At 69.6% G+C, this 21,158-nt stretch carries 20 protein-coding genes; 3 read left to right on the top strand and 17 right to left on the bottom strand.

Translation table 11 applies throughout. The features are described 5' to 3' along the window. Position 1: 1 nt before the first annotated feature. The gene (locus ACFVYE_RS06895) at positions 2–1,003 is read right to left on the bottom strand and encodes an aspartate carbamoyltransferase catalytic subunit (RefSeq protein WP_389604465.1); all 1,002 of its coding nucleotides are present in this window, start codon (positions 1,001–1,003) and stop codon (positions 2–4) included. A gap of 93 nt (positions 1,004–1,096) precedes the next feature. Further along, positions 1,097–1,681 carry a bifunctional pyr operon transcriptional regulator/uracil phosphoribosyltransferase PyrR gene (gene pyrR, locus ACFVYE_RS06890; RefSeq protein ID WP_383972252.1) on the bottom strand — a complete coding sequence of 195 codons (585 nt, stop codon included), beginning with the start codon at positions 1,679–1,681 and terminating at the stop codon, positions 1,097–1,099. Positions 1,682–1,877: 196 nt separating this feature from the next. On the opposite strand from pyrR, the gene bldD reads away from it, so the two are divergent. Next, on the top strand, positions 1,878–2,378 hold the full coding sequence (gene bldD / locus ACFVYE_RS06885) for a transcriptional regulator BldD (protein WP_014157378.1): 501 nt from the start codon (positions 1,878–1,880) through the stop codon (positions 2,376–2,378). Positions 2,379–2,556: 178 nt separating this feature from the next. Here the strand turns inward: bldD and nusB are convergent, their stop codons facing one another. The 13 genes from nusB to ACFVYE_RS06820 all read right to left on the bottom strand — a co-directional run bounded on the left by nusB (position 2,557) and on the right by ACFVYE_RS06820 (position 15,796). After that, on the bottom strand, positions 2,557–2,988 hold the full coding sequence (gene nusB / locus ACFVYE_RS06880; RefSeq protein ID WP_114243495.1) for a transcription antitermination factor NusB: 432 nt from the start codon (positions 2,986–2,988) through the stop codon (positions 2,557–2,559). Positions 2,989–2,990: 2 nt separating this feature from the next. Further along, on the bottom strand, positions 2,991–3,557 hold the full coding sequence (gene efp, locus ACFVYE_RS06875) for an elongation factor P (RefSeq protein WP_114243496.1): 567 nt from the start codon (positions 3,555–3,557) through the stop codon (positions 2,991–2,993). A gap of 49 nt (positions 3,558–3,606) precedes the next feature. Beyond that, the gene (locus tag ACFVYE_RS06870; protein ID WP_383972257.1) at positions 3,607–4,713 is read right to left on the bottom strand and encodes an aminopeptidase P family protein; all 1,107 of its coding nucleotides are present in this window, start codon (positions 4,711–4,713) and stop codon (positions 3,607–3,609) included. A 103-nt stretch (positions 4,714–4,816) separates the two neighbouring features. Continuing rightward, positions 4,817–5,629 carry a Pro-rich N-terminal domain-containing protein gene (locus ACFVYE_RS06865; RefSeq protein WP_383972258.1) on the bottom strand — a complete coding sequence of 271 codons (813 nt, stop codon included), beginning with the start codon at positions 5,627–5,629 and terminating at the stop codon, positions 4,817–4,819. Positions 5,630–5,767: 138 nt separating this feature from the next. Further along, positions 5,768–6,208: a type II 3-dehydroquinate dehydratase gene (gene aroQ / locus ACFVYE_RS06860; RefSeq protein ID WP_266735872.1), complete on the bottom strand. Its 441-nt coding sequence runs from the start codon at positions 6,206–6,208 to the stop codon at positions 5,768–5,770. Continuing rightward, a complete protein-coding gene (gene aroB, locus ACFVYE_RS06855) occupies positions 6,205–7,851 on the bottom strand; it encodes a 3-dehydroquinate synthase (RefSeq protein WP_382943849.1) in 1,647 nt (548 codons plus the stop codon). The genes aroQ and aroB overlap by 4 nt, the downstream gene beginning before the upstream one ends. Continuing rightward, positions 7,848–9,032: a chorismate synthase gene (aroC, locus tag ACFVYE_RS06850; RefSeq protein WP_383972261.1), complete on the bottom strand. Its 1,185-nt coding sequence runs from the start codon at positions 9,030–9,032 to the stop codon at positions 7,848–7,850. Before aroC ends, aroB begins: the two co-directional genes overlap by 4 nt. Before the next feature lie 148 nt (positions 9,033–9,180). Beyond that, the gene (locus ACFVYE_RS06845) at positions 9,181–10,017 is read right to left on the bottom strand and encodes a shikimate dehydrogenase (protein ID WP_383972264.1); all 837 of its coding nucleotides are present in this window, start codon (positions 10,015–10,017) and stop codon (positions 9,181–9,183) included. Beyond that, on the bottom strand, positions 10,004–11,743 hold the full coding sequence (gene mltG / locus ACFVYE_RS06840; protein WP_389604409.1) for an endolytic transglycosylase MltG: 1,740 nt from the start codon (positions 11,741–11,743) through the stop codon (positions 10,004–10,006). Before mltG ends, ACFVYE_RS06845 begins: the two co-directional genes overlap by 14 nt. A gap of 94 nt (positions 11,744–11,837) precedes the next feature. After that, positions 11,838–12,311 carry a Holliday junction resolvase RuvX gene (ruvX, locus tag ACFVYE_RS06835; protein ID WP_326769964.1) on the bottom strand — a complete coding sequence of 158 codons (474 nt, stop codon included), beginning with the start codon at positions 12,309–12,311 and terminating at the stop codon, positions 11,838–11,840. 8 nt (positions 12,312–12,319) lie between these two features. After that, entirely contained in the window at positions 12,320–14,989 is a 2,670-nt protein-coding gene (gene alaS, locus ACFVYE_RS06830) for an alanine--tRNA ligase (protein WP_383975823.1), read from the bottom strand. Next, entirely contained in the window at positions 14,989–15,351 is a 363-nt protein-coding gene (locus tag ACFVYE_RS06825; protein ID WP_266363141.1) for a DUF6167 family protein, read from the bottom strand. Before ACFVYE_RS06825 ends, alaS begins: the two co-directional genes overlap by 1 nt. Positions 15,352–15,358: 7 nt before the next feature. Continuing rightward, positions 15,359–15,796: a DUF948 domain-containing protein gene (locus tag ACFVYE_RS06820; RefSeq protein ID WP_389604406.1), complete on the bottom strand. Its 438-nt coding sequence runs from the start codon at positions 15,794–15,796 to the stop codon at positions 15,359–15,361. A gap of 214 nt (positions 15,797–16,010) precedes the next feature. Here ACFVYE_RS06820 and ACFVYE_RS06815 point away from each other — a divergent pair, with 214 nt between their 5' ends. Then, a complete protein-coding gene (locus ACFVYE_RS06815; protein ID WP_389604405.1) occupies positions 16,011–18,215 on the top strand; it encodes an ATP-binding protein in 2,205 nt (734 codons plus the stop codon). A gap of 17 nt (positions 18,216–18,232) precedes the next feature. Here ACFVYE_RS06815 and rpsD read toward each other — a convergent pair whose 3' ends face one another. Next, positions 18,233–18,847, bottom strand: coding sequence for a 30S ribosomal protein S4 (gene rpsD / locus ACFVYE_RS06810; RefSeq protein ID WP_030918857.1), 615 nt, complete (start codon positions 18,845–18,847; stop codon positions 18,233–18,235). A gap of 188 nt (positions 18,848–19,035) precedes the next feature. On the opposite strand from rpsD, the gene ACFVYE_RS06805 reads away from it, so the two are divergent. Next, positions 19,036–19,734 carry a DUF2470 domain-containing protein gene (locus ACFVYE_RS06805; protein ID WP_389604403.1) on the top strand — a complete coding sequence of 233 codons (699 nt, stop codon included), beginning with the start codon at positions 19,036–19,038 and terminating at the stop codon, positions 19,732–19,734. 28 nt (positions 19,735–19,762) lie between these two features. Here the strand turns inward: ACFVYE_RS06805 and ACFVYE_RS06800 are convergent, their stop codons facing one another. Then, positions 19,763–21,121, bottom strand: coding sequence for a replication-associated recombination protein A (locus ACFVYE_RS06800; protein ID WP_329837500.1), 1,359 nt, complete (start codon positions 21,119–21,121; stop codon positions 19,763–19,765). Between the last annotated feature and the right edge of the window lie 37 nt (positions 21,122–21,158).

Raw genomic sequence — 21,158 nt, 5'->3', positions numbered from 1 at the left:
GTTACTTGTTCTCCTCGGAACGGGCTGGGGTGGCGGGCGACGGGTGAACCGGGGCGGCGGGCTCGGAGCCGCCCAGCAGCAGGTACAGGACGGCCATGCGGATCGAGACGCCGTTGGCGACCTGCTCGACGGCTGTGCACCGGTCGGAGTCGGCAACCTCGGCGGTGATCTCCATACCGCGGACCATCGGGCCGGGGTGCATGACGATGGCGTCCTCGGGCATCTTCGCCATGCGGTCGCCGTCCAGGCCGTAGCGGCGGGAGTACTCGCGCTCGGTCGGGAAGTATGCGGCGTTCATCCGTTCGCGCTGCACACGCAACATCATCACCGCGTCGGACTTCGGCAGCACCTCGTCGAGGCTGTAGCTGACGTCGCACGGCCAGTGCTCGACGCCGACCGGGACGAGAGTCGGCGGGGCCACCAGGGTGACGTGGGCCCCGAGCGTGGTCAGCAGGTGGACGTTGGAACGGGCCACCCGGCTGTGCAGGATGTCGCCGACGATGGTGATCCGACGGCCGTCGAGGTCCCGGCCGAGACCGGTGTCGGCCCCGACGAGGCGGCGGCGCAGGGTGAAGGCGTCCAGGAGGGCCTGGGTGGGGTGCTCGTGGGTGCCGTCACCTGCGTTGACAACGGCGCCTTCGATCCAGCCGGAGGTGGCGAGGCGGTACGGGGCACCGGAGGCACCGTGCCGGATGACGACGGCGTCGGCGCCCATCGCCTCCAGGGTCAGCGCGGTGTCCTTGAGCGACTCGCCCTTGGAGACGGACGAGCCCTTCGCGGAGAAGTTGATGACATCGGCGGAGAGGCGCTTGGCGGCGGCCTCGAAGGAGATGCGGGTACGCGTCGAGTCCTCGAAGAAGAGGTTGACGACGGTCCGCCCGCGCAGGGTGGGGAGCTTCTTGATCGGCCGGTCCGCGACCCGTGCCATTTCCTCGGCGGTGTCGAGGATCAGGACGGCGTCGTCGCGGGTGAGGTCGGCGGCCGAGATGAGGTGACGCTTCATCTGGGTGTTCTCCGGGTGGCTGGAGGGTTCAGGCATGCGGGCGTGCGGAAGCTGCCGTACGGGTTCGAGGTACTCCGTACGGGTGAAGTTCAGCTACTGCTCGCCCACCGGGGCGGCCTGCTGGACACCGAGCAGCACGGCGTCGCGGCCGTCCTCCTCGGCGAGCTGGACCTTGACCGTCTCCCGCAGCGACGTGGGGAGGTTCTTGCCGACGTAGTCGGCACGGATCGGGAGTTCGCGGTGACCGCGGTCGACGAGGACCGCGAGTTGCACCGCGCGGGGCCGGCCGATGTCGCCCAGCGCGTCGAGCGCTGCGCGGATCGTCCGTCCCGAGAAGAGGACATCGTCGACGAGGACGACCAGGCGGCCCTCGATGCCCTCGCCGGGGATCTCGGTGCGGGCCAGGGCGCGCGCAGGGCGCAGCCGCAGGTCGTCGCGGTACATCGTGATGTCGAGTGAGCCGACCGGCATCTTCCGGCCGGTGATCTCTTGGAGTTTTTCGGCGAGCCGGCTGGCGAGGAAGACGCCCCGCGTCGGGATGCCGAGGAGCACCACGTCGTCGGCGCCCTTGGCGCGTTCGACGATCTCGTGGGCGATTCGGGTCAGTACTCGGGCGATGTCGGGAGCCTCGAGAACGGGGCGTGCCGCATTGCCGGTGGCTTCGTGCTGTGCGTCCATAAGAAACGGACCTCCTTCTCCGCCTCACTGGACGGACGTTAAAGGACGTCGAAATTGCGTCATCAACGTTACCAGGGCTTGCACAGCGCCCTGGTCACACCCCCGGGAGGTGCCGGTCCGGACCATTCGGCTTGACGCATCCAAGTAACGCTGCGTAACCTCACAGTGAGTTACCAGACTTCGTCCGGGGAGCCTTATGTCCAGCGAATACGCAAAGCAGCTCGGGGCCAAGCTCCGTGCCATCCGCACCCAGCAGGGCCTCTCCCTCCATGGCGTGGAGGAGAAGTCCCAGGGCCGCTGGAAGGCCGTCGTGGTCGGTTCGTACGAGCGCGGCGACCGTGCCGTGACCGTGCAGCGCCTTGCCGAGCTTGCGGACTTCTACGGGGTCCCGGTGCAGGAACTCCTGCCCGGTACGACGCCTGGCGGGGCCGCTGAGCCGCCGCCGAAGCTTGTCCTGGACCTGGAGCGCCTCGCCCACGTCCCGCCGGAGAAGGCCGGGCCGCTGCAGCGCTACGCCGCCACGATCCAGAGCCAGCGCGGTGACTACAACGGCAAGGTGCTCTCGATCCGCCAGGACGACCTGCGCACGCTGGCCGTGATCTACGACCAGTCGCCGTCCGTACTCACGGAACAGCTGATCAGCTGGGGCGTACTGGACGCGGACGCCCGCCGCGCCGTAGCCCACGACGAGGGCTGAGACCCCAGCAGAAACGTGCCGCCGTGTTGGCGGGCCCCCTTTTGGGTGCCCCGTCAGCACGGCGTTTTCGTTGCGCGGCAACACGGCGTTCTGGTTGCGCGGCAACGGGGGGCGCACACGCCGAAGGGCCCACGGTCAAAAGACCGCAGGCCCTTCGTTGGCTGAACGCCGCCGGAGGCTACTGCTCCCGGCGGAGATTCGGCTTGAGGTCCTTGAACCGGGCCAGCAGCCCGTTCACGAAGGACGGGGAGTCATCGGTGGAGAACTCCTTGGCAAGCTGGACCGCCTCGTCGATCACCACTGCGTCCGGGGTCCCGTCCACCCAGATCAGCTCGTACGCACCGAGCCGCAGGATGTTCCGGTCGACGACCGGCATGCGGTCGATCTCCCAGTCCACGGCGTAGGTCACGATGAGGTCGTCGATCCGGTCCGCGTACTGCGCGTACCCCTCGACCAGCTCCATCGTGTACTCGGTGACCGGCGGCTGACGGGTGTCGGACCGCGAATGCCGCACCCAGTCCGCGAGGACCGTCTGCACGGACTCACCGCGCTGGTCGGCCTCGAAGAGGATCTGGAAGGCTCGCTTGCGGGCCGTGTTCCGAGCAGCCACGGTTAGCTGTTCACCCGGCCGAGGTAGTCGCCCGTGCGGGTGTCGACCTTGATCTTCTCACCCGTGGTGATGAAGAGCGGGACGCCGATCTCGTAGCCGGTCTCCAGCGTGGCGGGCTTGGTGCCACCGGTGGAGCGGTCGCCCTGGACGCCCGGGTCGGTGTGCTGGATGGTCAGCTCGACGGCGGCCGGCAGCTCGACATAGAGCACCTCGCCCTCGTGCTGGGCGACGGAGGCCGTGAAGCCCTCGATCAGGAAGTTGGCGGCGTTGCCGACAGCCTTGCGGTCGACCATGAGCTGGTCGTACGTGTCCATGTCCATGAAGACGAAGTACTCGCCGTCCATGTACGAGAACTGCATGTCGCGGCGGTCAATGGTGGCCGTCTCGACCTTCACGCCGGCGTTGAACGTCTTGTCGACGACCTTGCCGGACAGCACGTTCTTGAGCTTGGTGCGCACGAAGGCCGGGCCCTTGCCGGGCTTGACGTGCTGGAACTCGACGACGGACCAGAGCTGGCCTCCGTCGAGCTTGAGCACCAGGCCGTTCTTGAGGTCGTTCGTGGAAGCCACGGTTGCGGAATCTCCTGGACTGAAGCTGGTGGACGACCAAGGATGCGCGCTAGAGCGCGAGCAGCTCCTTGGTCGTAATGGTGAGTAGCTCGGGTCCGCCGTCCGCCTCGGGGCGCACGACGAGCGTGTCATCGATCCGGACCCCGCCCCGGCCCGGGAGGTGGACCCCCGGTTCGACGGTGACCGGCACACAAGCGTCCAGTTTACCCATGGCTGCAGGTGCCAGCTGCGGGTCCTCGTCGATTTCGAGCCCCACCCCGTGCCCTGTCCATGGTGCGAGGCCCCCGCCGTGGCCCGCGGAGTCCAGGAGATGGCGGGCCGCACGGTCCACATCACGGTAGGCGGCCCCTGGCACGAGAGCCTCGCGCCCGGCCCGCTGAGCGGCGAAAACCAGGTCGTAGAGCTCGATCTGCCAGTCGGCGGGCGCGGTCCCGATGACGAACGTACGGCCGATCTCACAGCGGTAGCCGCGATAGTTCGCACCCAGGCAGACGGAGAGGAAATCCCCCTCCTCCACCCGCCGGTCCGAGGGGCGGTGGCGGCCCTGGCCGGAGTTCGGCCCGGTGGCCACGGAAGTGGCGAAGGCGGGGCCGTCGGCACCGTGGTCCACCAGGCGACGCTCCAGCTCCAGGGCGAGATGCCGCTCGGTGCGGCCCACCAGGATGGATTCGAGGAGTTCGCCCAGGGCCTGGTCGGTGATCTCGGCGGCGATCCGCAGACAGGCGATCTCCTCCTCGTCCTTGACGACCCGCAGCTGCTCGACGGTGGCACCGAGATCGGCGAGCCGGAGCCGCGGGGCGACCGAGCTCATGGCCCGGTGGCGGGCTACCGTCAGATGGTGTTCCTCGACGGCCAGGGACTCCGCACCGAAAGAGGTGGCCAGACCGGCGGCCGCGACGACCGGATCGCCGTCTGTGGCCGGCATCAGTGACACCCGCAGCTGATCGTCGGTGCGCCCGTCGGCGGGATCGCCGGTCGGGGCGTGGGGGCAGAGCAGGACGTCCTCACCGGGGCCGAGCAGCAGCACGGCGCCCGGGGGCGCTCCGCCCGCGAGATAGCGGACGTTGGCGGGGCGGGAGACCAGAGCGGCCGCGGATCCGACGGCGGCGCACCGGTCGCGGAGCAGCCCGCGGCGGACGGCGTACACGTCTGACATGCCACGAGCCTACGAGTGGTGGCGCAGGCCTGCTCGGTCAGCGCATCCGACCGGGGGCCGCGGCCGGGCCGTCACCGGACCGGGAACACCGCCCGATGGCGGTTCACCAGGCCGGGGGGCTGGCTATGGAGCGGGCGAGTATGTCGTCCAGGACGCGGGCGGTGGTCTCCACGTCGTACGTCGAGTTGTCGATGATCGGCAGCCCGGAGCCGTACCACCCGGCCATCCGGCCGTGGATGCGGGCGACCTCCTCGTCCGAGAGGCGGCGGTTCCCGCTGCGGGCGGCGTTGCGCTCCAGCACGATCTCCAGACCGGGCAGCAGAACGACGGGCAGCAGTCCGGGGCCGACATGGCGCTTCCAGCCGCCGAGGCCGACAACCGGCCGGTCCGGGAAGACTGCGTCGTCCAGGATGCAGGAGATCCCGTTGGCGAGGAAGTTGCGGGCGGCGAAGCCACAGGTGCGACGGGCAAGACGGTACTGGGCCTCGGAGTGGTCGTTCCATCCGGCCTGGGGGTCGGCGAAGCCGGAGCAGACCCATTCGCGGACGTCGTCGAGGCTGACGTGAGCCGTGGGAACCCGGCGGCGGCTGGCCCAGAGTTTGGCCACGGTGGTCTTGCCCGCGCCCGCGGGACCGATCAGGAGCACGGCGAGCGTCGCCGTGCCTGTGCCGGGCTCGGCGGGCGGTGCGGGCAGCGGCACGGGGCCGCCGGGCGGCAGCTGGATGTGCCCGGTGGTCTCTCTGGAGACAGGCACCGGGGCGTGCTGCGGGGCGGGTCCGCTCCAGCCCTGGGGCGTGGGAGGGGTTGTGGGCGGCGGCCCCGGCGGTCCGGGGTGCTGGGCCTGGTGCGTCCAGCCGACAGGTCCGCTTCCGGGGCCTTGGGGCGGCGGCAGCGGGGCCCCCACTGCGTGCTGCATCCGGTGCCACTCCGTCTCGTACAGGCAACTGGCGCTGGTGGAACGGCAACCGTACCGTCCCCGGCCGCCACTGAGGGAACGGCCGGGGACGGTCCACAGTGCCCGGTCGGCCGGTCGGCCGTCCGGTGTACCGGTCCGTCAGCCGGTCAACTCGTCCGCGAGGGCGCGCAGAGCGAGGCGGTAGGAGCCGATGCCGAATCCGGCCACGGTCCCCGTGGCGACCGGCGCGACCACGGAGTTGTGGCGGAATTCCTCCCGTGCGTACGGGTTCGAGATGTGCACCTCGATCAGCGGGGCGGTGCGCTGGGCCGCCGCATCCCGCATTCCGTACGAGTAGTGGGTGAAGGCTCCCGGGTTGAGAACGACCGGAATTGAACCGTCGGCGGCCTCGTGGAGCCAGCGGATCAGCTCGCCCTCGTCGTTGGTCTCCCGGACGTCGACATCGAAGCCGAGCTCCTTGCCGAGGGCCTGACAGGTCTCGACGAGTCCGGCGTACGACGTGGCGCCGTACACATCGGGCTCGCGGGAGCCGAGGCGGCCGAGGTTCGGCCCGTTGAGGACGAGGACCCGGCGGGTCACGCCGACACCTCCCCGTAGGCGGCGAGCAGTACTGCCGGGTCGGGGCCCTCCAGCACGGTGGGCTTGCCGAGACCGTCGAGGACGATGAAGCGCAGCAGGTCGCCACGGGACTTCTTGTCGACCTTCATGTTCTCCAGCAGCTTGGGCCACTGGTCGCCGCGGTAGGTGAGCGGCAGTCCGACGGACTCCAGGACGGCGCGGTGCCGGTCGGCGGTGGCATCGTCGAGGCGTCCGGCCAGCCGGCCCAGCTCGGCGGCGAAGACCATGCCGACCGAGACGGCCGCGCCGTGCCGCCACTTGTAGCGCTCGTTCTTCTCGATGGCGTGGGCCAGGGTGTGACCGTAGTTGAGGATCTCGCGCAGTCCGGACTCCTTGAGGTCGCTGGAGACGACCTCGGCCTTGACCCGGATGGCGCGTTCGATCAGCTCGGCGGTGTGTGCTCCGGTGGGCGTACGGGCGCCTTCCGGGTCCGCCTCGATGAGGTCGAGGATCGCCGGGTCGGCGATGAAGCCGGCCTTGATGATCTCGGCCATGCCACTGACGTAGTCGTGAACGGGCAGCGAGTCCAGGGCGGCGAGGTCGCAGAGGACCCCGGCGGGCGGGTGGAAGGCGCCGACGAGGTTCTTGCCCTCGGCGGTGTTGATGCCCGTCTTGCCGCCGACGGCCGCGTCGACCATACCGAGCACGGTCGTGGGTACGGCGATCCAGCGCACCCCGCGCAGCCAGCTCGCCGCGACGAACCCGGCCACATCGGTGGTGGCTCCGCCGCCGACGCCGACGATGACATCGGTGCGGGTGAAGCCGGTCTGCCCGAGCGCCTTCCAGCAGTACGCCGCGACCTCGACGGTCTTGGCCTCCTCGGCGTTCGGCAGCTGGATCGCGATGGCCTCGTAGCCCTGCTCGGCGAGGTCCTGACGGACCGCCTCACCGGTCTCGGCGAGCGCCTCGGGGTGCAGCACGGCAACCCGCTTGGCGCGGTCGCCGATGAGCGTGGGCAGCTCGCCGAGGAGCTGCCGGCCCACCAGCACCTCGTACGGGTCGGTGCCCGCGCTGCCGGCGATCTGGATACGGGTGGGACCCTGCTCGGTCATACGTGTGTTCTCCACGCCGGGGGTGACGGGGTCGCCCGTACGCTCCGGCAGTTCCAGTGCGTCGAGGACCGCCTGGGCGACCTCTTCGGGGGTGCGCTCGTCGGTGGCGACGGTCGCCCGGGCCACCTCGGTGTACAGATGGCGGCGGGCGTCCATCAGCTCACGCCACTGCCTGCGCGGGTTGACGGCGAGCAACGGGCGGGCGGTGTTCAGGCCGACCCGCTTGACGGCCTCCTCCACGTCCATCGAGAGATAGACGACGGGGTGGTCGGCGAGCAGCGCGCGGGTCGTCTCGTCGAGCACGGCGCCGCCGCCGAGGGAGAGGACACCGGTGTGCTCGGCGACGGCGGTGTGCACCGCCTGTCGCTCCAGCTCGCGGAAGTGTTCCTCGCCCTCGTCGTAGAAGATCTCCGAGATCGGCTTGCCGGCCGTGGCGACGACATCCGCGTCGGTGTCCCGGTAGGTGGTGCCGAGCCGGTCGGCGAGCAGTTCACCGACCGTGGACTTGCCGACGCCCATCGGGCCGACGAGGACGATCAGCGGGCCGCTCATCGGATCTGGAGGTGGTCGAGGTACGACTGGACGTTGCGGTGGGTCTCGGGGACGCTGTCGCCGCCGAACTTCTCGGCGACGGCGTCGGCGAGGACCAGGGCGACCATCGCCTCGGCGACGATGCCCGCGGCCGGCACGGCACAGACATCGGAGCGCTGGTGGTGGGCCTTGGCAGGTTCGCCGGTGACGACGTCGACGGTGGCGAGCGCGCGCGGCACCGTCGCGATGGGCTTCATCGCGGCGCGGACCCGGAGCAGCTCGCCGGTGGTCAGACCGCCCTCGGTGCCGCCGGAGCGGCCGGAGGCGCGCTTGATGCCGTCCTCGGTGACCAGGATCTCGTCGTGCGCCTTGGAGCCGGGGACCCGGGCCAGGTCGAAGCCGTCGCCGACCTCGACCCCCTTGATGGCCTGGATGCCCATCAGGGCGGCGGCGAGCCGGGCGTCGAGACGGCGGTCCCAGTGGACGTGCGAGCCGAGGCCGACGGGCACGCCGTACGCCAGCACCTCGACCACACCGCCGAGGGTGTCGCCGTCCTTGTGGGCCTGGTCGATCTCGGCGACCATTTCCTTGCTCGCGTCGGCGTCCAGGCAGCGCACCGGGTCGGCGTCGAGCCTCTCGACGTCGGCGGGCGTCGGGTAGACGCCGTAGGGTGCCCTGGCCGCGGCCAGCTCGACGACATGGCTGACGATCTCGATGCCGGCGGTCTCCTTGAGGTACGACCGCGCGACGGCGCCGAGCGCGACCCGAGCCGCGGTCTCCCGGGCGCTGGCGCGCTCCAGGATCGGCCGGGCCTCGTCGAAGCCGTACTTCTGCATGCCCGCGAGGTCGGCGTGGCCGGGCCGCGGGCGGGTCAGCGGGGCATTGCGGGCCAGCGCGGCCAGCTCCTCGGGGTCGACCGGGTCGGCCGACATGACCTGCTCCCACTTGGGCCATTCGGTGTTGCCCACCATGACGGCGACCGGGGAGCCCATGGTCAGCCCGTGGCGTACCCCGCCGAGGAAGGTGACCTCGTCCTTCTCGAACTTCATCCGCGCGCCGCGGCCATATCCGAGCCGCCGCCGGGCGAGTGCGTCCGCCACCATCTCCGTGGTGATCGGGACGCCGGCGGGAAGGCCCTCCAGCGTCGCCACCAGTGCGGGGCCGTGCGACTCCCCCGCGGTCAGCCAGCGCAACCTGCTCAACGGTGCTCCTCATGCTCGCGCCTGGAACTGCAACGGCGCGACCGGGTGCGCGGCCCTGGCCCGCCGCCTTTGATCCTCCCACGCCCGGGCACCCGAACCGGCCGCCGGTCCAGCAGACGGACGGATCGGTGCCCGCACTTGCGCGTGGTCAGCGCGCGGCCAGTGCCTCTTCGCCGGCCTGCCGCATCGCCGCGAGCGGTGCGGGCGCGCGGCCCGTCATCTGCTCGACCTGGAGGACGGCCTGGTGCACCAGAAGGTCGAGACCTCCGACGACTGCGCCGTTACGGGCCACCCAGGCGGCAGCCAGTCCGGTCGGCCAGGGCTCGTACAGCACGTCGAAGAGTGTGCCGGGCCGATCCGGTACGGCATCGGTCAGCGCGTCCGTGGCACCTGCCGGAGTGGTGGCGATGACCAGCGGGGCGTGCAGCGCCTGCTCGGCCTCCGCCCAGTCGGAGATCCGGACGTCGACACCGAGGCGTTCGCCCCAGCCGCGCATCTCCTGGCCCCGTTCCCGGCTGCGGACGTACGCCGTGACCGGTCCCGTACAGATCTCGGACAGCGCGGCGAGCGCCGAGGAAGCGGTCGCTCCGGCGCCCAGCACGGCGGCGGAGTCGGTCTTCTCCACACCGCGTTCGCGCAGCGCGGCGATCATGCCGGGGACATCGGTGTTGTCGCCGGTCCTTCGGCCGTCATCCGTGAAGACGACCGTATTGACCGCCTCCACCGAGGACGCGGTCTCGCTGACGGAGTCCAGCAGCGGGATGATCGCGCGCTTGAGCGGCATGGTCAGCGACAAGCCGGCCCACGAGGCGTCGAGCCCCTCGATGAAGCCGGGCAGCCCCGCCTCGTCCACTTCGAAGCGGTCGTACGACCAGTGGGAGAGGCCGAGTTCGGCGTACGCGGCCCGGTGCAGGACCGGGGAGAGCGAGTGGGCGATGGGCGAGCCGAGGACGGCTGCCCGGCGGCGCCCGTCAGTCGAGGCCATGCAGTTTCCTGAACTTCTTGTTGAGCTTCTCGTGCTCGGCGGCCGTCTTGGTGAACTCGGTCTTCTTGCCGTCGAGCGAGATGAAGAACATCCACCCGTCACCGGTGGGATTGAGCGTTGCTCGCAGGGCTTCGTCACCCGGATTACTGATCGGACCCGGCGGAAGGCCCGCGTGGTAATAGGTGTTGTAAGGGTCCGGATTGCTCAGGATCTCACTCGACCCGATCTTGATCTTGCTCTGTTTCTTGAGGTAATTGAATGAGGAGTCGAATTGAAGCTTACGCATCGTGACCGTGTTGTTCGGCTTCAAGCGGTTGTATGCGACTTCAGCCATCTTGCGGAAGTCGTCGTGCGTGAGGCCCTCCGCCTGGACCAGGCTGGCGACAGTGAGGACCTGCCACGGTCCGTCCAGCTTGTACTTCTTGGCCGTTCCCTCGAGGTCGAGCTTGTCGTACTCCTCGTTGGCACGCGAGACCATCTTCTTCAGGATCGTCTCCGGCTTGGTTTCCTTGGTGACCGGATAGGCGGCCGGGTAAAGGAAACCTTCCAGCGGGTCCTTGATGTCCTTGTTCTTGCTCGCCCAGTCGGGCAACCCGAGGCCGGACGCCTTGGACGTGGCAACTCCCTTGGTCGTTCCCTTTTTGAGGCCCAGTTTCTTGTCGACCAGATCGTAGACGGCTACATTGCGATAGCCCTCGGGAATCACCAAAAGATTCTGGCTCTTCGGGTCGATCATCATCTTCAAGGCCTCGGCCGCGGACATCTTCTCGTGGAGGAGATAGACGCCCGCCTGGATCGACTTGCCCTTGGGGTTCTCGTTCTGCGCGGCGACGAACGCGTCGACGCTCTTGACGACACCCTTCTGCTTCAGGATGTTGCCGATGTCGGAGCCGAAGGCGCCCTTTTCGATCTCGACCTCGACCTCGCCGGTGCCCGTTCCGGTGTAGTCGGGCGCCGCGCCGAATTTGTCCTGCCAGTACGAGTAACCGACGTAGCCCAATCCGCCGAGGCCGCCGACCAGGACCACCGAGACGACCAGGCAGGCGCAGCCACTGCGGCTCTTCTTCTTGCCCTTGCCCCGGCGCTCGTTGCCACCGCGACCGCCACGGCGTGACTCGCGCGGATCGTCGTCGTACTCGCCGTCGTTGTCGTCTCGGTCGTCGGCGCCCGTGAAGAAGGGGTGGGTCTCCTCCGGCTGGACCTCCGGGTCCCAGTCGGGACTCTGCGTGGGGGCCTGCTCGGCAACCGCCTCGCGGCGGCCCGGGGGCTGCGGCGGCGGGTAGGCCTCCGGAGTGCTGTAGTAGTCATGCGTCTCGCCGTAGCCGGCCTGCCGACCGCCGTACGGGTCGGCCTGCTGGGCGTCGTAGGGCGCCGCGGCGGGCTGCTGCCCGGTGTCCCAACCACCGTTGTCGTACTGGGGCTGCTGGGGCTGGGGTTGCTGCTGCGCATACGGGTCCTGCGGGGCTCCGTACGCGGGCTGCTCTCCGTAATGCTGCTGCGCGTACGGATCCTGCGACTGCTGCTGCTGCGCGTACGGGTCCTGCGGCTGCTGCGGCTGCTGCGGCTGCTGCGGCTGCGCGTACGGGTCCTGGGGGTAGGACTGCTGCTGGCCGCCGTACTGGTTCTGGCCGTGGGCAGACTGCTGTCCTCCCCATCCCTGGTCCCCGTACAAGGGGTCCTCGGGATGCCACGGTTCGGAGCCGGGGCCCCGGCCATACTCAGTCATCGATCCCCTAGAGCCGCGAGACGACATTCCGTCTCTTGCTGTGCGGTGTTTGTTCGAACACCGCCGCATCGCGCGGAACGTTACCGTATCGCGATCAGACAACCACTTCGACGCCTTCGCCGGGAGCTTTACCCGACGCCCGTTCGGACTCCAGAGCGTTCTGAAGGATCACCACAGCGGCAGCCTGATCGATGACGGAACGGCCCTTTTTGGACTTCACGCCCGAGGCGCGCAGTCCTTGACTGGCCGTCACTGTGGTCATCCTCTCGTCCACCAGTCGCACCGGAATGGGCGCGACCGAGCGGGCGACCTCCTGGGCGAAGACCCGGATCTTGGCGGCGGCGGGGCCTTCACCGCCGCCGAGGGACCGCGGCAGGCCGATGATGATCTCGATCGGCTCGTACTCCTCGACGATCTGCCCGAGCCGCCGGTGAGCCGCCGGGACATCGCGTCCCGGAACGGTCTCCACCGGCGTGGCGAGGATCCCGTCGGGGTCGCACGAGGCGACCCCGATCCGGGCGTCCCCGACATCGATCGCGAGACGACGACCGCGGCGCATCTGTGTCATCCCCGCCGTCACGCCGTCTCGGTGACGAGGCGTTCGACAGCGGCCACGGCGGCGCCGATGGCCTCGGGGTTCTGGCCGCCGCCCTGGGCGACGTCCGGCTTGCCGCCGCCACCGCCGCCGAGAGTCTTGGCGGCCGTACGGACCAGGTCACCGGCCTTGAGTCCACGCTCACGGGCGGCCTCGTTGGTGGCGATCACGGTCAGCGGGCGGCCGCCCGCCGTGGTGAACAGGGCCACGACGGCCGGGCGGCCGCCCTGGATGCGTCCGCGGACGTCGAGGACGAGCTTACGCAGATCGTCGGCGGAGGTGCCGTCGGGGACCTGACCGGTGACCAGGGCGACGCCCCGTACGTCCTTGGCGGAATCGGTCAGTCCGGCGGCAGCCTGGAGGACCTTCTCCGCGCGGAACTTCTCGATCTCCTTCTCGGCGTCCTTCAGCTTGCCGAGCATTCCGGCGATCTTCTCCGGGAGCTCCTCGGGACGGCCCTTGACCAGCTCCTGGAGCTGGGCGACGACCGTGTGCTCCCTGGCGAGGAAGTTGTACGCGTCGACGCCGACGAGGGCCTCGATACGGCGCACACCGGAACCGATGGACGATTCACCGAGCAGCTTCACCAGACCCAGCTGGGCGGTGTTGTGGACGTGCGTACCGCCGCAGAGCTCCTTGGAGAAGTCGCCGATGGTGACGACCCGGACCCGCTCGCCGTACTTCTCGCCGAACTCGGCGATGGCGCCCTGCTTCTTGGCCTCGTCGATCGACATGACCTCGGCCTGGACGTCGAGTTCGCGGGAAAGGACCTCGTTGATCTTCTGCTCGACGTCGGTGAGGACCGTGCCGGGTACGGCGGCGGGCGAGCCGAAGTCGAAGCGGAAGCGGCCCGGCGAGTTCTCCGAACCGGCCTGGGCGGCCGTCGGGCCCAGTGCGTCGCGCAGCGCCTGGTGCGTGAGGTGCGTGGCGCTGTGGGCGCGGGCGATGGCGCGGCGGCGGGTGTTGTCGATGGCGGCGTAGGCGGAGGCGCCGACGGTCACCTCGCCGACCTGCACCGAGCCCTTGTGGACGGAGACGCCGGGGACGGGCTGCTGGACGTCCCGCACCTGGATCACGGCGCCGCTGTCGAGCCGGATCCGGCCCTGGTCGGCGAGCTGGCCGCCGCCCTCGGCGTAGAACGGGGTGCGGTCCAGGACGACTTCGACCTCGTCGCCCTCGGAGGCGGCGGGTGAGGGCACACCGTCGACGAGCAGGCCGACGATGGTCGACTCGCCCTCGGTGGCGGTGTAGCCGGTGAACTCGGTGATGCCGGAGTTGTCGGCGACCTCGCGATAGGCGGACAGGTCGGCGTGGCCGGTCTTCTTGGCCTTGGCGTCGGCCTTGGCGCGCTCCCGCTGCTCCCTCATCAGGCGGCGGAAGCCGTCCTCGTCCACCGAGAGGCCCTGTTCGGCGGCCATCTCCAGGGTGAGGTCGATCGGGAAGCCCCAGGTGTCGTGGAGCAGGAACGCCTTGTCGCCGGCGAGGACCTTGCCGCCGGCGGCCTTGGTCTCGGTGACGGCGGTGTCGAGGATGTTGGTGCCGCCCTTGAGGGCCTTGAGGAAGGCGACCTCTTCGGCGAGGGAGACGGTCTCGATGCGCTTGCGGTCGGTGACCAGCTCCGGGTACTGCTGCCCCATCGTGTCGATCACGACGTCGACCAGGTCCTTGACCACCGGACCGGTGGCACCGAGCAGCCGCATGTTGCGGATGGCGCGGCGCATGATGCGGCGCAGCACATAGCCGCGGCCCTCGTTGCCGGGGGTGACGCCGTCGCCGATGAGCATCACGGAGGTACGGATGTGGTCGGCGACCACGCGGAGCGAGACGTCCGAACCGTGGTCGGCACCGTACTGGACGCCGGTCAGCTCGGTGGCCTTGTCCATGACGACGCGCAGGGTGTCCGTCTCGTACATGTTCTGTACGCCCTGCAGGATCATGGCGAGGCGTTCCAGGCCCAGACCCGTGTCGATGTTCTTCGACGGCAGGTCACCGAGGATCGGGAAGTCCTCCTTGCCGTCACCGGCACCCCGCTCGTACTGCATGAAGACCAGGTTCCAGATCTCCACGTACCGCTCGTCGTTGACGGCCGGGCCGCCCTCGACGCCGAACTCGGGACCGCGGTCGTAATTGATCTCGGAGCACGGGCCGCAGGGCCCGGGGACACCCATGGACCAGAAGTTGTCCTTCTTGCCCAGGCGCTGGATGCGCTCGGCCGGTACGCCGATCTTGTCGCGCCAGATGGCCTCGGCCTCGTCATCGTCCAGATAGACCGTGATCCACAGCCGCTCGGGATCGAGACCGAAACCGCCGTCCGCCACGGAGCTCGTCAGAGCCTCCCAGGCGTAGCTGATGGCGCCTTCCTTGAAGTAGTCACCGAAGGAGAAGTTGCCGCACATCTGGAAGAACGTGCCGTGCCGAGTGGTCTTGCCGACCTCCTCGATGTCCGGCGTACGGACACACTTCTGCACGCTGGTGACGCGCGGGGCGGGCGGCTTGACCTCGCCGAGGAAGTACGGCTTGAAGGGGACCATGCCCGCGGGGACCAGGAGCAGAGTCGGGTCGTCCGCGATGAGCGACGCCGAAGGGACGACGGTGTGACCGCGCTCCTCGAAGAAGCTCAGCCAGCGGCGACGAATTTCAGCCGACTCCATCAGTGGTCCTCATTCCGGTTGTACGAGTTGTAGGGGAGCTTGCGGTAGTTGGTGGCTTCGAGGGACCTGTCCGGTCCGACGGGCTCGGCCGCCTCGACGGCAAAATGACGCCGTACGGGGAGGTCGGGGTCGACCGGTGCCTCCAGGCCCAGCGCCTCGCCCAGTTCGGCCTCGCGCCGAGCCATGGACTCACGGACGTCCAGAGCGAAGTCCTTGAGCTTGTGGCCGGTCTCGATCGCCTTGTCCGCGGCCTGCGCCGCGAGACTCTCGGGGGTCAGCTGCTTGAGCTTCCGGTTGACCTTGGCGGTGGCCCAGACACCGGCGGCGGCGCCGGCGGTGAACCAGAACGTACGGCGGAACATCGCTGCGTCAGTCCTTCGGTCCGCGGGAGTTTCTGCCGTTGTGCTTCCTGCCGCGCGCGGCAGGCACGGTGCGGCCGACGATCACCGCACGACGGGCAGGTTCCGGTTCCGGATTGGTCTTGCGGCCGATGGCCTGCCGTACCCCGTAGCCGAACGCGGCGACCTTGACGAGCGGGCCGCCGAAGGCCGAGGCGACAGTGGTGGAGAGCGCCGAGGCGTTCGAGGTGACTTCCTGGACGTCCGTGGCGATCGCGTCGACCTTGTCGAGCTGGGTCTGCGCGGAGCGCACGGTGGCGGAGGCGTCGGCAAGCAGTGGGACCGCCTGCTCGGTCACGTCCGCCACGAGCTTGGTGGTCGCCCTGAGCGTCTGGGCCAGCCTCACCAGTACGACGGCGAGGAACGAAACCAGGATCGCCCAGAAGACGGCCACCAGAATCCCGGCCACCTCTCCACCGGACACAGTGCACCGCTCTCTAGCTTGTCGCTGTCTCTGTACTGTCTCTGCCAGGTCCGGCGACCGCTGTCGCAACAGCCGATCGTCGTCTCCCGAGCCTATCGCGCCGGTGGTCGCGCCCAGTACCGCATTACCGGCGGCAAGAACCGCAGTCGCCACAAGGAGATTGTACGGAGAGCTTCCGTACCAGTACTCTGCGTGTTTCATGCAACGCCCCCAGCGCCCCTTTCCGTCCCCCCGCGATCCGGATGCCCCCGCCACCCCCCTCGGCAATCTCCCGGCGGAACTCAACAGATTCGTGGGACGGGAGGACGAACTGGCCGATCTCGGTCAGCTGCTGGACGAATCGAGGCTCGTCACCGTGGTCGGAGTGGGCGGGGTGGGCAAGACCCGTTGCGCCACGAAGATCGCAACGCTCATGGAGAAACGGTACTGCGACGGGGTCTGGATGGTGGAGCTGTCCGCAATCCACGATCCAGGTCTGCTGGAACATGCGCTGATGGACGCCCTGGGACTCACCGACCACACCAGCAGACCGCCCCGCACGACACTCCTCGAACATCTTGCCGGGCGCCAACTCCTCCTGGTGATCGACGGCTTCGAGCAGCTCGTGGACGCCTGCGCCCAGCTGGTACGGGAACTGCTGCGCCGGTCCCCGCTGCTGCGGGTGCTGGCCGCCGGGCGGCTGCCCCTGGAGCTGGACGGCGAGCTCACGTTCCCGCTCGTGCCGATGACGGACGAGGACGCGATGCTGCTCTTTGCGGAGCGGGCCGCCGCGGTGCGGCCGGAGTTCCGGCTGACCGACCACAATCGCGCCACCGCACGGGAGCTTTGCCGTCGGCTCGACGGGATCCCGCTCGCGCTGGAACTGGCCGCCGGACGGCTGCGCGCCCTGTCCACCGAGCAGGTGCTGCAGCGCCTGGACGACCGCTTCCGGCTGCTGACCGGCGCCCGCCGGAGCGCGCTGGCGCGCCACCAGACGCTCCGTACGGCCATCGGCTGGAGTCATGAACTCTGCGTTCCGGAGCAGCGGCTGCTGTGGGCGCGGCTCTCGGTGTTCGCCGGGCAGTTCGATCTGGAGGCCGTCGAATACATCTGCAGCGGCGCCGATCTGCCGGCCGAGTCGGTGCTCGATGTGCTCTCCGGGCTGCTGACGCAGTCCGTCGTCGTGCGTGAGGACTCGGCGGCAGGCACCCGCTACCGGATGCTGGACACGGTCCGGGAGTACGGGGCCGAGTGGCTGGCGGCCACCGGTGACACGGACCGGCTGCGACGCCGCCACCGGGACTGGTTCCTGGGTCTTGCCACCTGGTGCGAGCTCGACTGGTTCAGCCCGCGGCAGGGTGAGGTGGCCGTCCGGGTCGAGAGCGAGCTGCCGAATCTGCGGCGGGCGATGGAGTGTTCGCTGGAGAGCCCCGGCGAGGCCCACCTCGCGCAGTATCTGGCGGGCACCCTCTGGTTCCTCTGGGTGGGCTGCGGACGCCTCTCGGAGGGCCGGCACTGGCTGGACCATGTGCTCGAGGAGGAGACACCGTACGACTCCTCGCGGCTGAAGGCGCTGTGGGTGCTCGGACATGTGGCCGTGCTGCAGGGCGACCCGGTCGGTGCGGTCTCCGCGCTGCAGGAGTGCCGGGACGAGGCCGACCGGGCCGACGACTCCACGGCACTCGCGTACGCGGTGCACCGGATGGGGTGCCTGGCGCTCGTCACGGACGACATGGCCAGGGCACAGGAACTGCTGGACGACGCGCTCGGCCGCTACCGGGAGCTCGGCGAGCTGAACAGCAATGTGCTGATGGCCCAGATCGAGCTGGCGATGGCGGTCGGGTTCCACGGGGATCTGGACGGCGCGGCCGCGATCTGCGAAGAGGCCAGGGAGATCTGCGAGGACCACGGGGAGCGGTGGGCCCTCTCGTACGCGCTGTACGTACTGGCCTTCACGGAGCTGCAACGGGACCGGCCGGACCGGGCCCGGGAGCTGCTCGGGGAGTCCCTGACGATCGGCCACGCCTTCCACGACCTGCTCGGCTCGGTGCTCGCTCTGGAGCTGCTGGCACTGGTCACGGCGGTCGAGGGGGATGCGGCGGAGGCCGCGGTGCTGCAGGGGGCGGCCGACCGGATCTGGCCGTCGGTGGGGCTGCCGCTGTTCGGTTCGGCGTACTACGGGCAGCCGCGTGCCCGGTGCGAGGAGCTGGCCCGCCGGGAGCTGGGCGACGGCCCCTACGAATCGGGGCTGCGTGCGGGTGGCCGGCTGGATCTGGACGCGGCGGTGGCCAGGGCCCTGGCGAGCGGGCCCGCAGAGCGGCCGGAGGCGCCGGGGCGATGGTCCGGGCCCCTCCCGGGCCCCGGGAAAATGCGGAGGCCCGCCGCCTCCCGTACATCGGGAAGGGGCGGGCCCGAGCGCTGGTGAGAGCGGCTACGCCTGGATCAGCGGGCGTAGTACTCGACGACGAGCTGCTCGTCGCAGATCACGGGGATTTCCTTGCGGTTCGGGTCCCGGTCAAGGCGGAAGGCCAGGGCTTTCAGGTTCACCTGCAGGTAGCGCGGGGTCTCGCCGTCGGGGGCGTAACCACCCTCGCGGGCAACCTGGAAGGGGTGCTTGTCGCGGCTGCGCTCGCGGACCATCACGATGTTGTCGGGACGGACACGGAAGGACGGCTTGTCGACCTTGCGGCCGTCGACCTCGATGTGACCGTGCACGACCATCTGGCGGGCCTGGTAGATGGTGCGGGCGATGCCCGAACGCAGGACCAGGGCGTCGAGGCGACGCTCGAGCTCGACGACGAGCGCCTCGCCCGTCTTGCCCTCGGCCTTCTTGGCGCGGTCGTAGGCACGCGCCATCTGGCGCTCGCTGATGTCGTACTGGGCGCGCAGACGCTGCTTCTCCAGCAGACGGACCTTGTAGTCCGAGTTCTGCTTGCGGCCACGGCCGTGCTCGCCCGGCGGGTAGGGGCGGGCCTCGAAGTACTTGACAGCCTTCGGCGTCAGCGCAATGCCGAGCGCGCGGCTCTTCTTGACCTTGGGACGCGACTGGTTAGGCACGTTCTCCAGACCTCCGTTGTAGGTTAGGTTAGGCTCACCTTACTTGAGGAGATCGCATGTCTCGCCCGGGGAACACCACACACGTCACGGACAGCACTGACAGCGTCGACACCCCTCAGGGTGCCGATACGACGGAGGACCGATCAGATCGTGGTCAGCCGCGTCCCGGCGGGCTAGAAAACACTCGGATGCCGTCAGCAGCCGAGCGCACACGAACTCTCGTACAGAGTACCTGTTCGGCAGTACTGCTCGTCCCCGGGCTGAACGCACCCGGCCCCGATCAGCTGATGCCGCTGACCAGGAATGTGGGTCCCGACGGGGATCTGTTCCTCGAACTCCCCGCTGATTCCCCGGCCGTGCGGGCCGCGACGCACGCCGAGGACGACGAGCTGACCGCTGTGCTGGAGATCACGGACGTCGCCCCGGTCTCCGTACCGCACCGCATCCGCGGCCGCGCCCGGGTCTCGGGCTGGCTCACCACCGTACCCGGCATGTCGGGGCCCGGCCGGATGACGCTCCGGCTGGAGACGGGCGAGGCGTACGTCGACGATCTGTGGGGCGCCGAGGAGGTCGAACCCGACGAATTCCGGGACGCGTCCCCCGATCCGCTCGTCGGACACGAGGCGGAGCTGCTGCAGCATCTGCACGCGGCGCACGGCGAACAGCTGGACACGCTGTGCGGGCTGCTCGGCGAACGTGCGGCCCGTCGCTGCGCGGCTCACCGGCCCTCCGTCGTACCGCTCGCGCTGGACCGGTACGGGCTGCGTGTGCGCTTCTGCGAGGACGGGGGGTGCTTCGACGCACGCTTCGAATTCCCCGAGCCGGTGCGGGACGTCGGCGAGCTGCGCCACGCCATGCACACGCTCTTCGAGGCGGCGCCGCGCTGAACGGGGGAACGGCCCCTGCGCGCCCTCCTCAGTCGGCGGACGGGCCGGAGAGCCGCTCGCGGACCCGCTCCACCACATCCGCGTAGCGCGCTTCCGCGCCGTAGCGCGTGGGCTGGTAGTAGTGCTTGTCGCGTACGGCGTCCGGGGCGTACTGCTGAGCGGCGATACCGCCGGGGACATCGTGCGGATACACATAGCCCTGGGCGTGGCCCAGCTTGGCGGCGCCCTTGTAGTGGCCGTCGCGCAGATGGGCCGGGACCGGGCCCGCGAGCCCCTTCCGTACGTCCTCCTGGGCGGCGAAGATCGCCAGCGTCGCCGCATTGGACTTGGGGGCGAGGGCCAGGGCGATCGTGGCATGGCTCAGGGTGAGCGCCGCCTCGGGGAAACCGATCATGGCGACCGCCTGGGCGGCCGCGACAGCGGTGGGCAGTGCCGTGGGGTCGGCGAGACCGATGTCCTCGCTGGCCGAGATCATCAGCCGCCGGGCGATGAACCGCGGGTCCTCCCCCGCCTCGATCATCCGGGCCAGATAGTGCAGCGCGGCATCCACGTCGGAGCCGCGGATCGATTTGATGAGCGCACTCGCCACGTCGTAGTGCTGGTCGCCGTCCCGGTCGTACTTGACGGCGGCACGGTCGACGGTCTCCTCCAGGGTCAGGAGGGTGATCTCCTTCTCCTGCTTGGCCAGCGCCGCACCGGCCGCGGCCTCCAGCGCCGTGAGCGCCCGGCGGGCGTCGCCGCCCGCGATGCGCAGCAGATGCGCCTCGGCGTCGCTCGGCAGCGCCACCGCGCCGCCGAGTCCGCGCTCGTCGGTCAGGGCACGCTGCAGCAGGCCGCGCAGATCGTCGTCGGTGAGTGATTCCAGGGTGAGCAGCAGCGAGCGCGACAGCAGGGGCGAGATGATCGAGAAGTACGGATTCTCGGTGGTCGCCGCGATCAGCGTCACCCAGCGGTTTTCCACCGCCGGGAGCAGCGAGTCCTGCTGCGCCTTGGAGAAGCGGTGGATCTCGTCGAGGAAGAGGACGGTCTCCTTGCCGTAGCCTCCGGTGGCGCGGCGGGCACCCTCGATGACGGCCCGCACTTCCTTGACGCCCGCGGTGATCGCGGAGAGCTCGACGAAGCGCTTGTTGGTGGCCTTGCTGACCACGTACGCCAGAGTCGTCTTCCCGATGCCGGGCGGGCCCCAGAGGATCACCGACGACGGGCCTGCGGGCCCGCCGTTCCCCTCGCCGACGAGGCGGCGCAGCGGCGAGCCCGGCTTGAGCAGATGCTGCTGGCCGACGACCTCGTCAAGGGTGCGGGGACGCATCCGGACAGCCAGTGGGCTGCTGGACGGGTCCTTCTCCTGGCGGTCTTCGGCGGCTGCGGTAAAGAGGTCGGGCTCCACGTTTTGAAGCCTATGTCACGGCACTGACATCCCTGCC

Source organism: Streptomyces sp. NPDC058239 (genome assembly GCF_042882185.1).
In the GTDB taxonomy this organism is placed as follows: Bacteria; Actinomycetota; Actinomycetes; order Streptomycetales; family Streptomycetaceae; genus Streptomyces.
This window is presented reverse-complemented; position numbering and strand designations above follow the sequence as displayed.

Bases quoted from the DNA above. Each gene is read 5' to 3' on its own strand.
- ACFVYE_RS06895 (WP_389604465.1), bottom strand. From the start codon at position 1,003: ATGAAGCGTCACCTCATCTCGGCCGCCGACCTCACCCGCGACGACGCC.
- pyrR (WP_383972252.1), bottom strand. From the start codon at position 1,681: ATGGACGCACAGCACGAAGCCACCGGCAATGCGGCACGCCCCGTTCTC.
- bldD (WP_014157378.1), top strand. From the start codon at position 1,878: ATGTCCAGCGAATACGCAAAGCAGCTCGGGGCCAAGCTCCGTGCCATC.
- ACFVYE_RS06870 (WP_383972257.1), bottom strand. From the start codon at position 4,713: ATGTCAGACGTGTACGCCGTCCGCCGCGGGCTGCTCCGCGACCGGTGC.
- ACFVYE_RS06865 (WP_383972258.1), bottom strand. From the start codon at position 5,629: ATGCAGCACGCAGTGGGGGCCCCGCTGCCGCCGCCCCAAGGCCCCGGA.
- aroB (WP_382943849.1), bottom strand. From the start codon at position 7,851: ATGAGCGGCCCGCTGATCGTCCTCGTCGGCCCGATGGGCGTCGGCAAG.
- ACFVYE_RS06845 (WP_383972264.1), bottom strand. From the start codon at position 10,017: ATGGCCTCGACTGACGGGCGCCGCCGGGCAGCCGTCCTCGGCTCGCCC.
- mltG (WP_389604409.1), bottom strand. From the start codon at position 11,743: ATGACTGAGTATGGCCGGGGCCCCGGCTCCGAACCGTGGCATCCCGAG.
- ruvX (WP_326769964.1), bottom strand. From the start codon at position 12,311: ATGACACAGATGCGCCGCGGTCGTCGTCTCGCGATCGATGTCGGGGAC.
- alaS (WP_383975823.1), bottom strand. From the start codon at position 14,989: ATGGAGTCGGCTGAAATTCGTCGCCGCTGGCTGAGCTTCTTCGAGGAG.
- ACFVYE_RS06825 (WP_266363141.1), bottom strand. From the start codon at position 15,351: ATGTTCCGCCGTACGTTCTGGTTCACCGCCGGCGCCGCCGCCGGTGTC.
- ACFVYE_RS06815 (WP_389604405.1), top strand. From the start codon at position 16,011: ATGCAACGCCCCCAGCGCCCCTTTCCGTCCCCCCGCGATCCGGATGCC.
- ACFVYE_RS06805 (WP_389604403.1), top strand. From the start codon at position 19,036: ATGCCGTCAGCAGCCGAGCGCACACGAACTCTCGTACAGAGTACCTGT.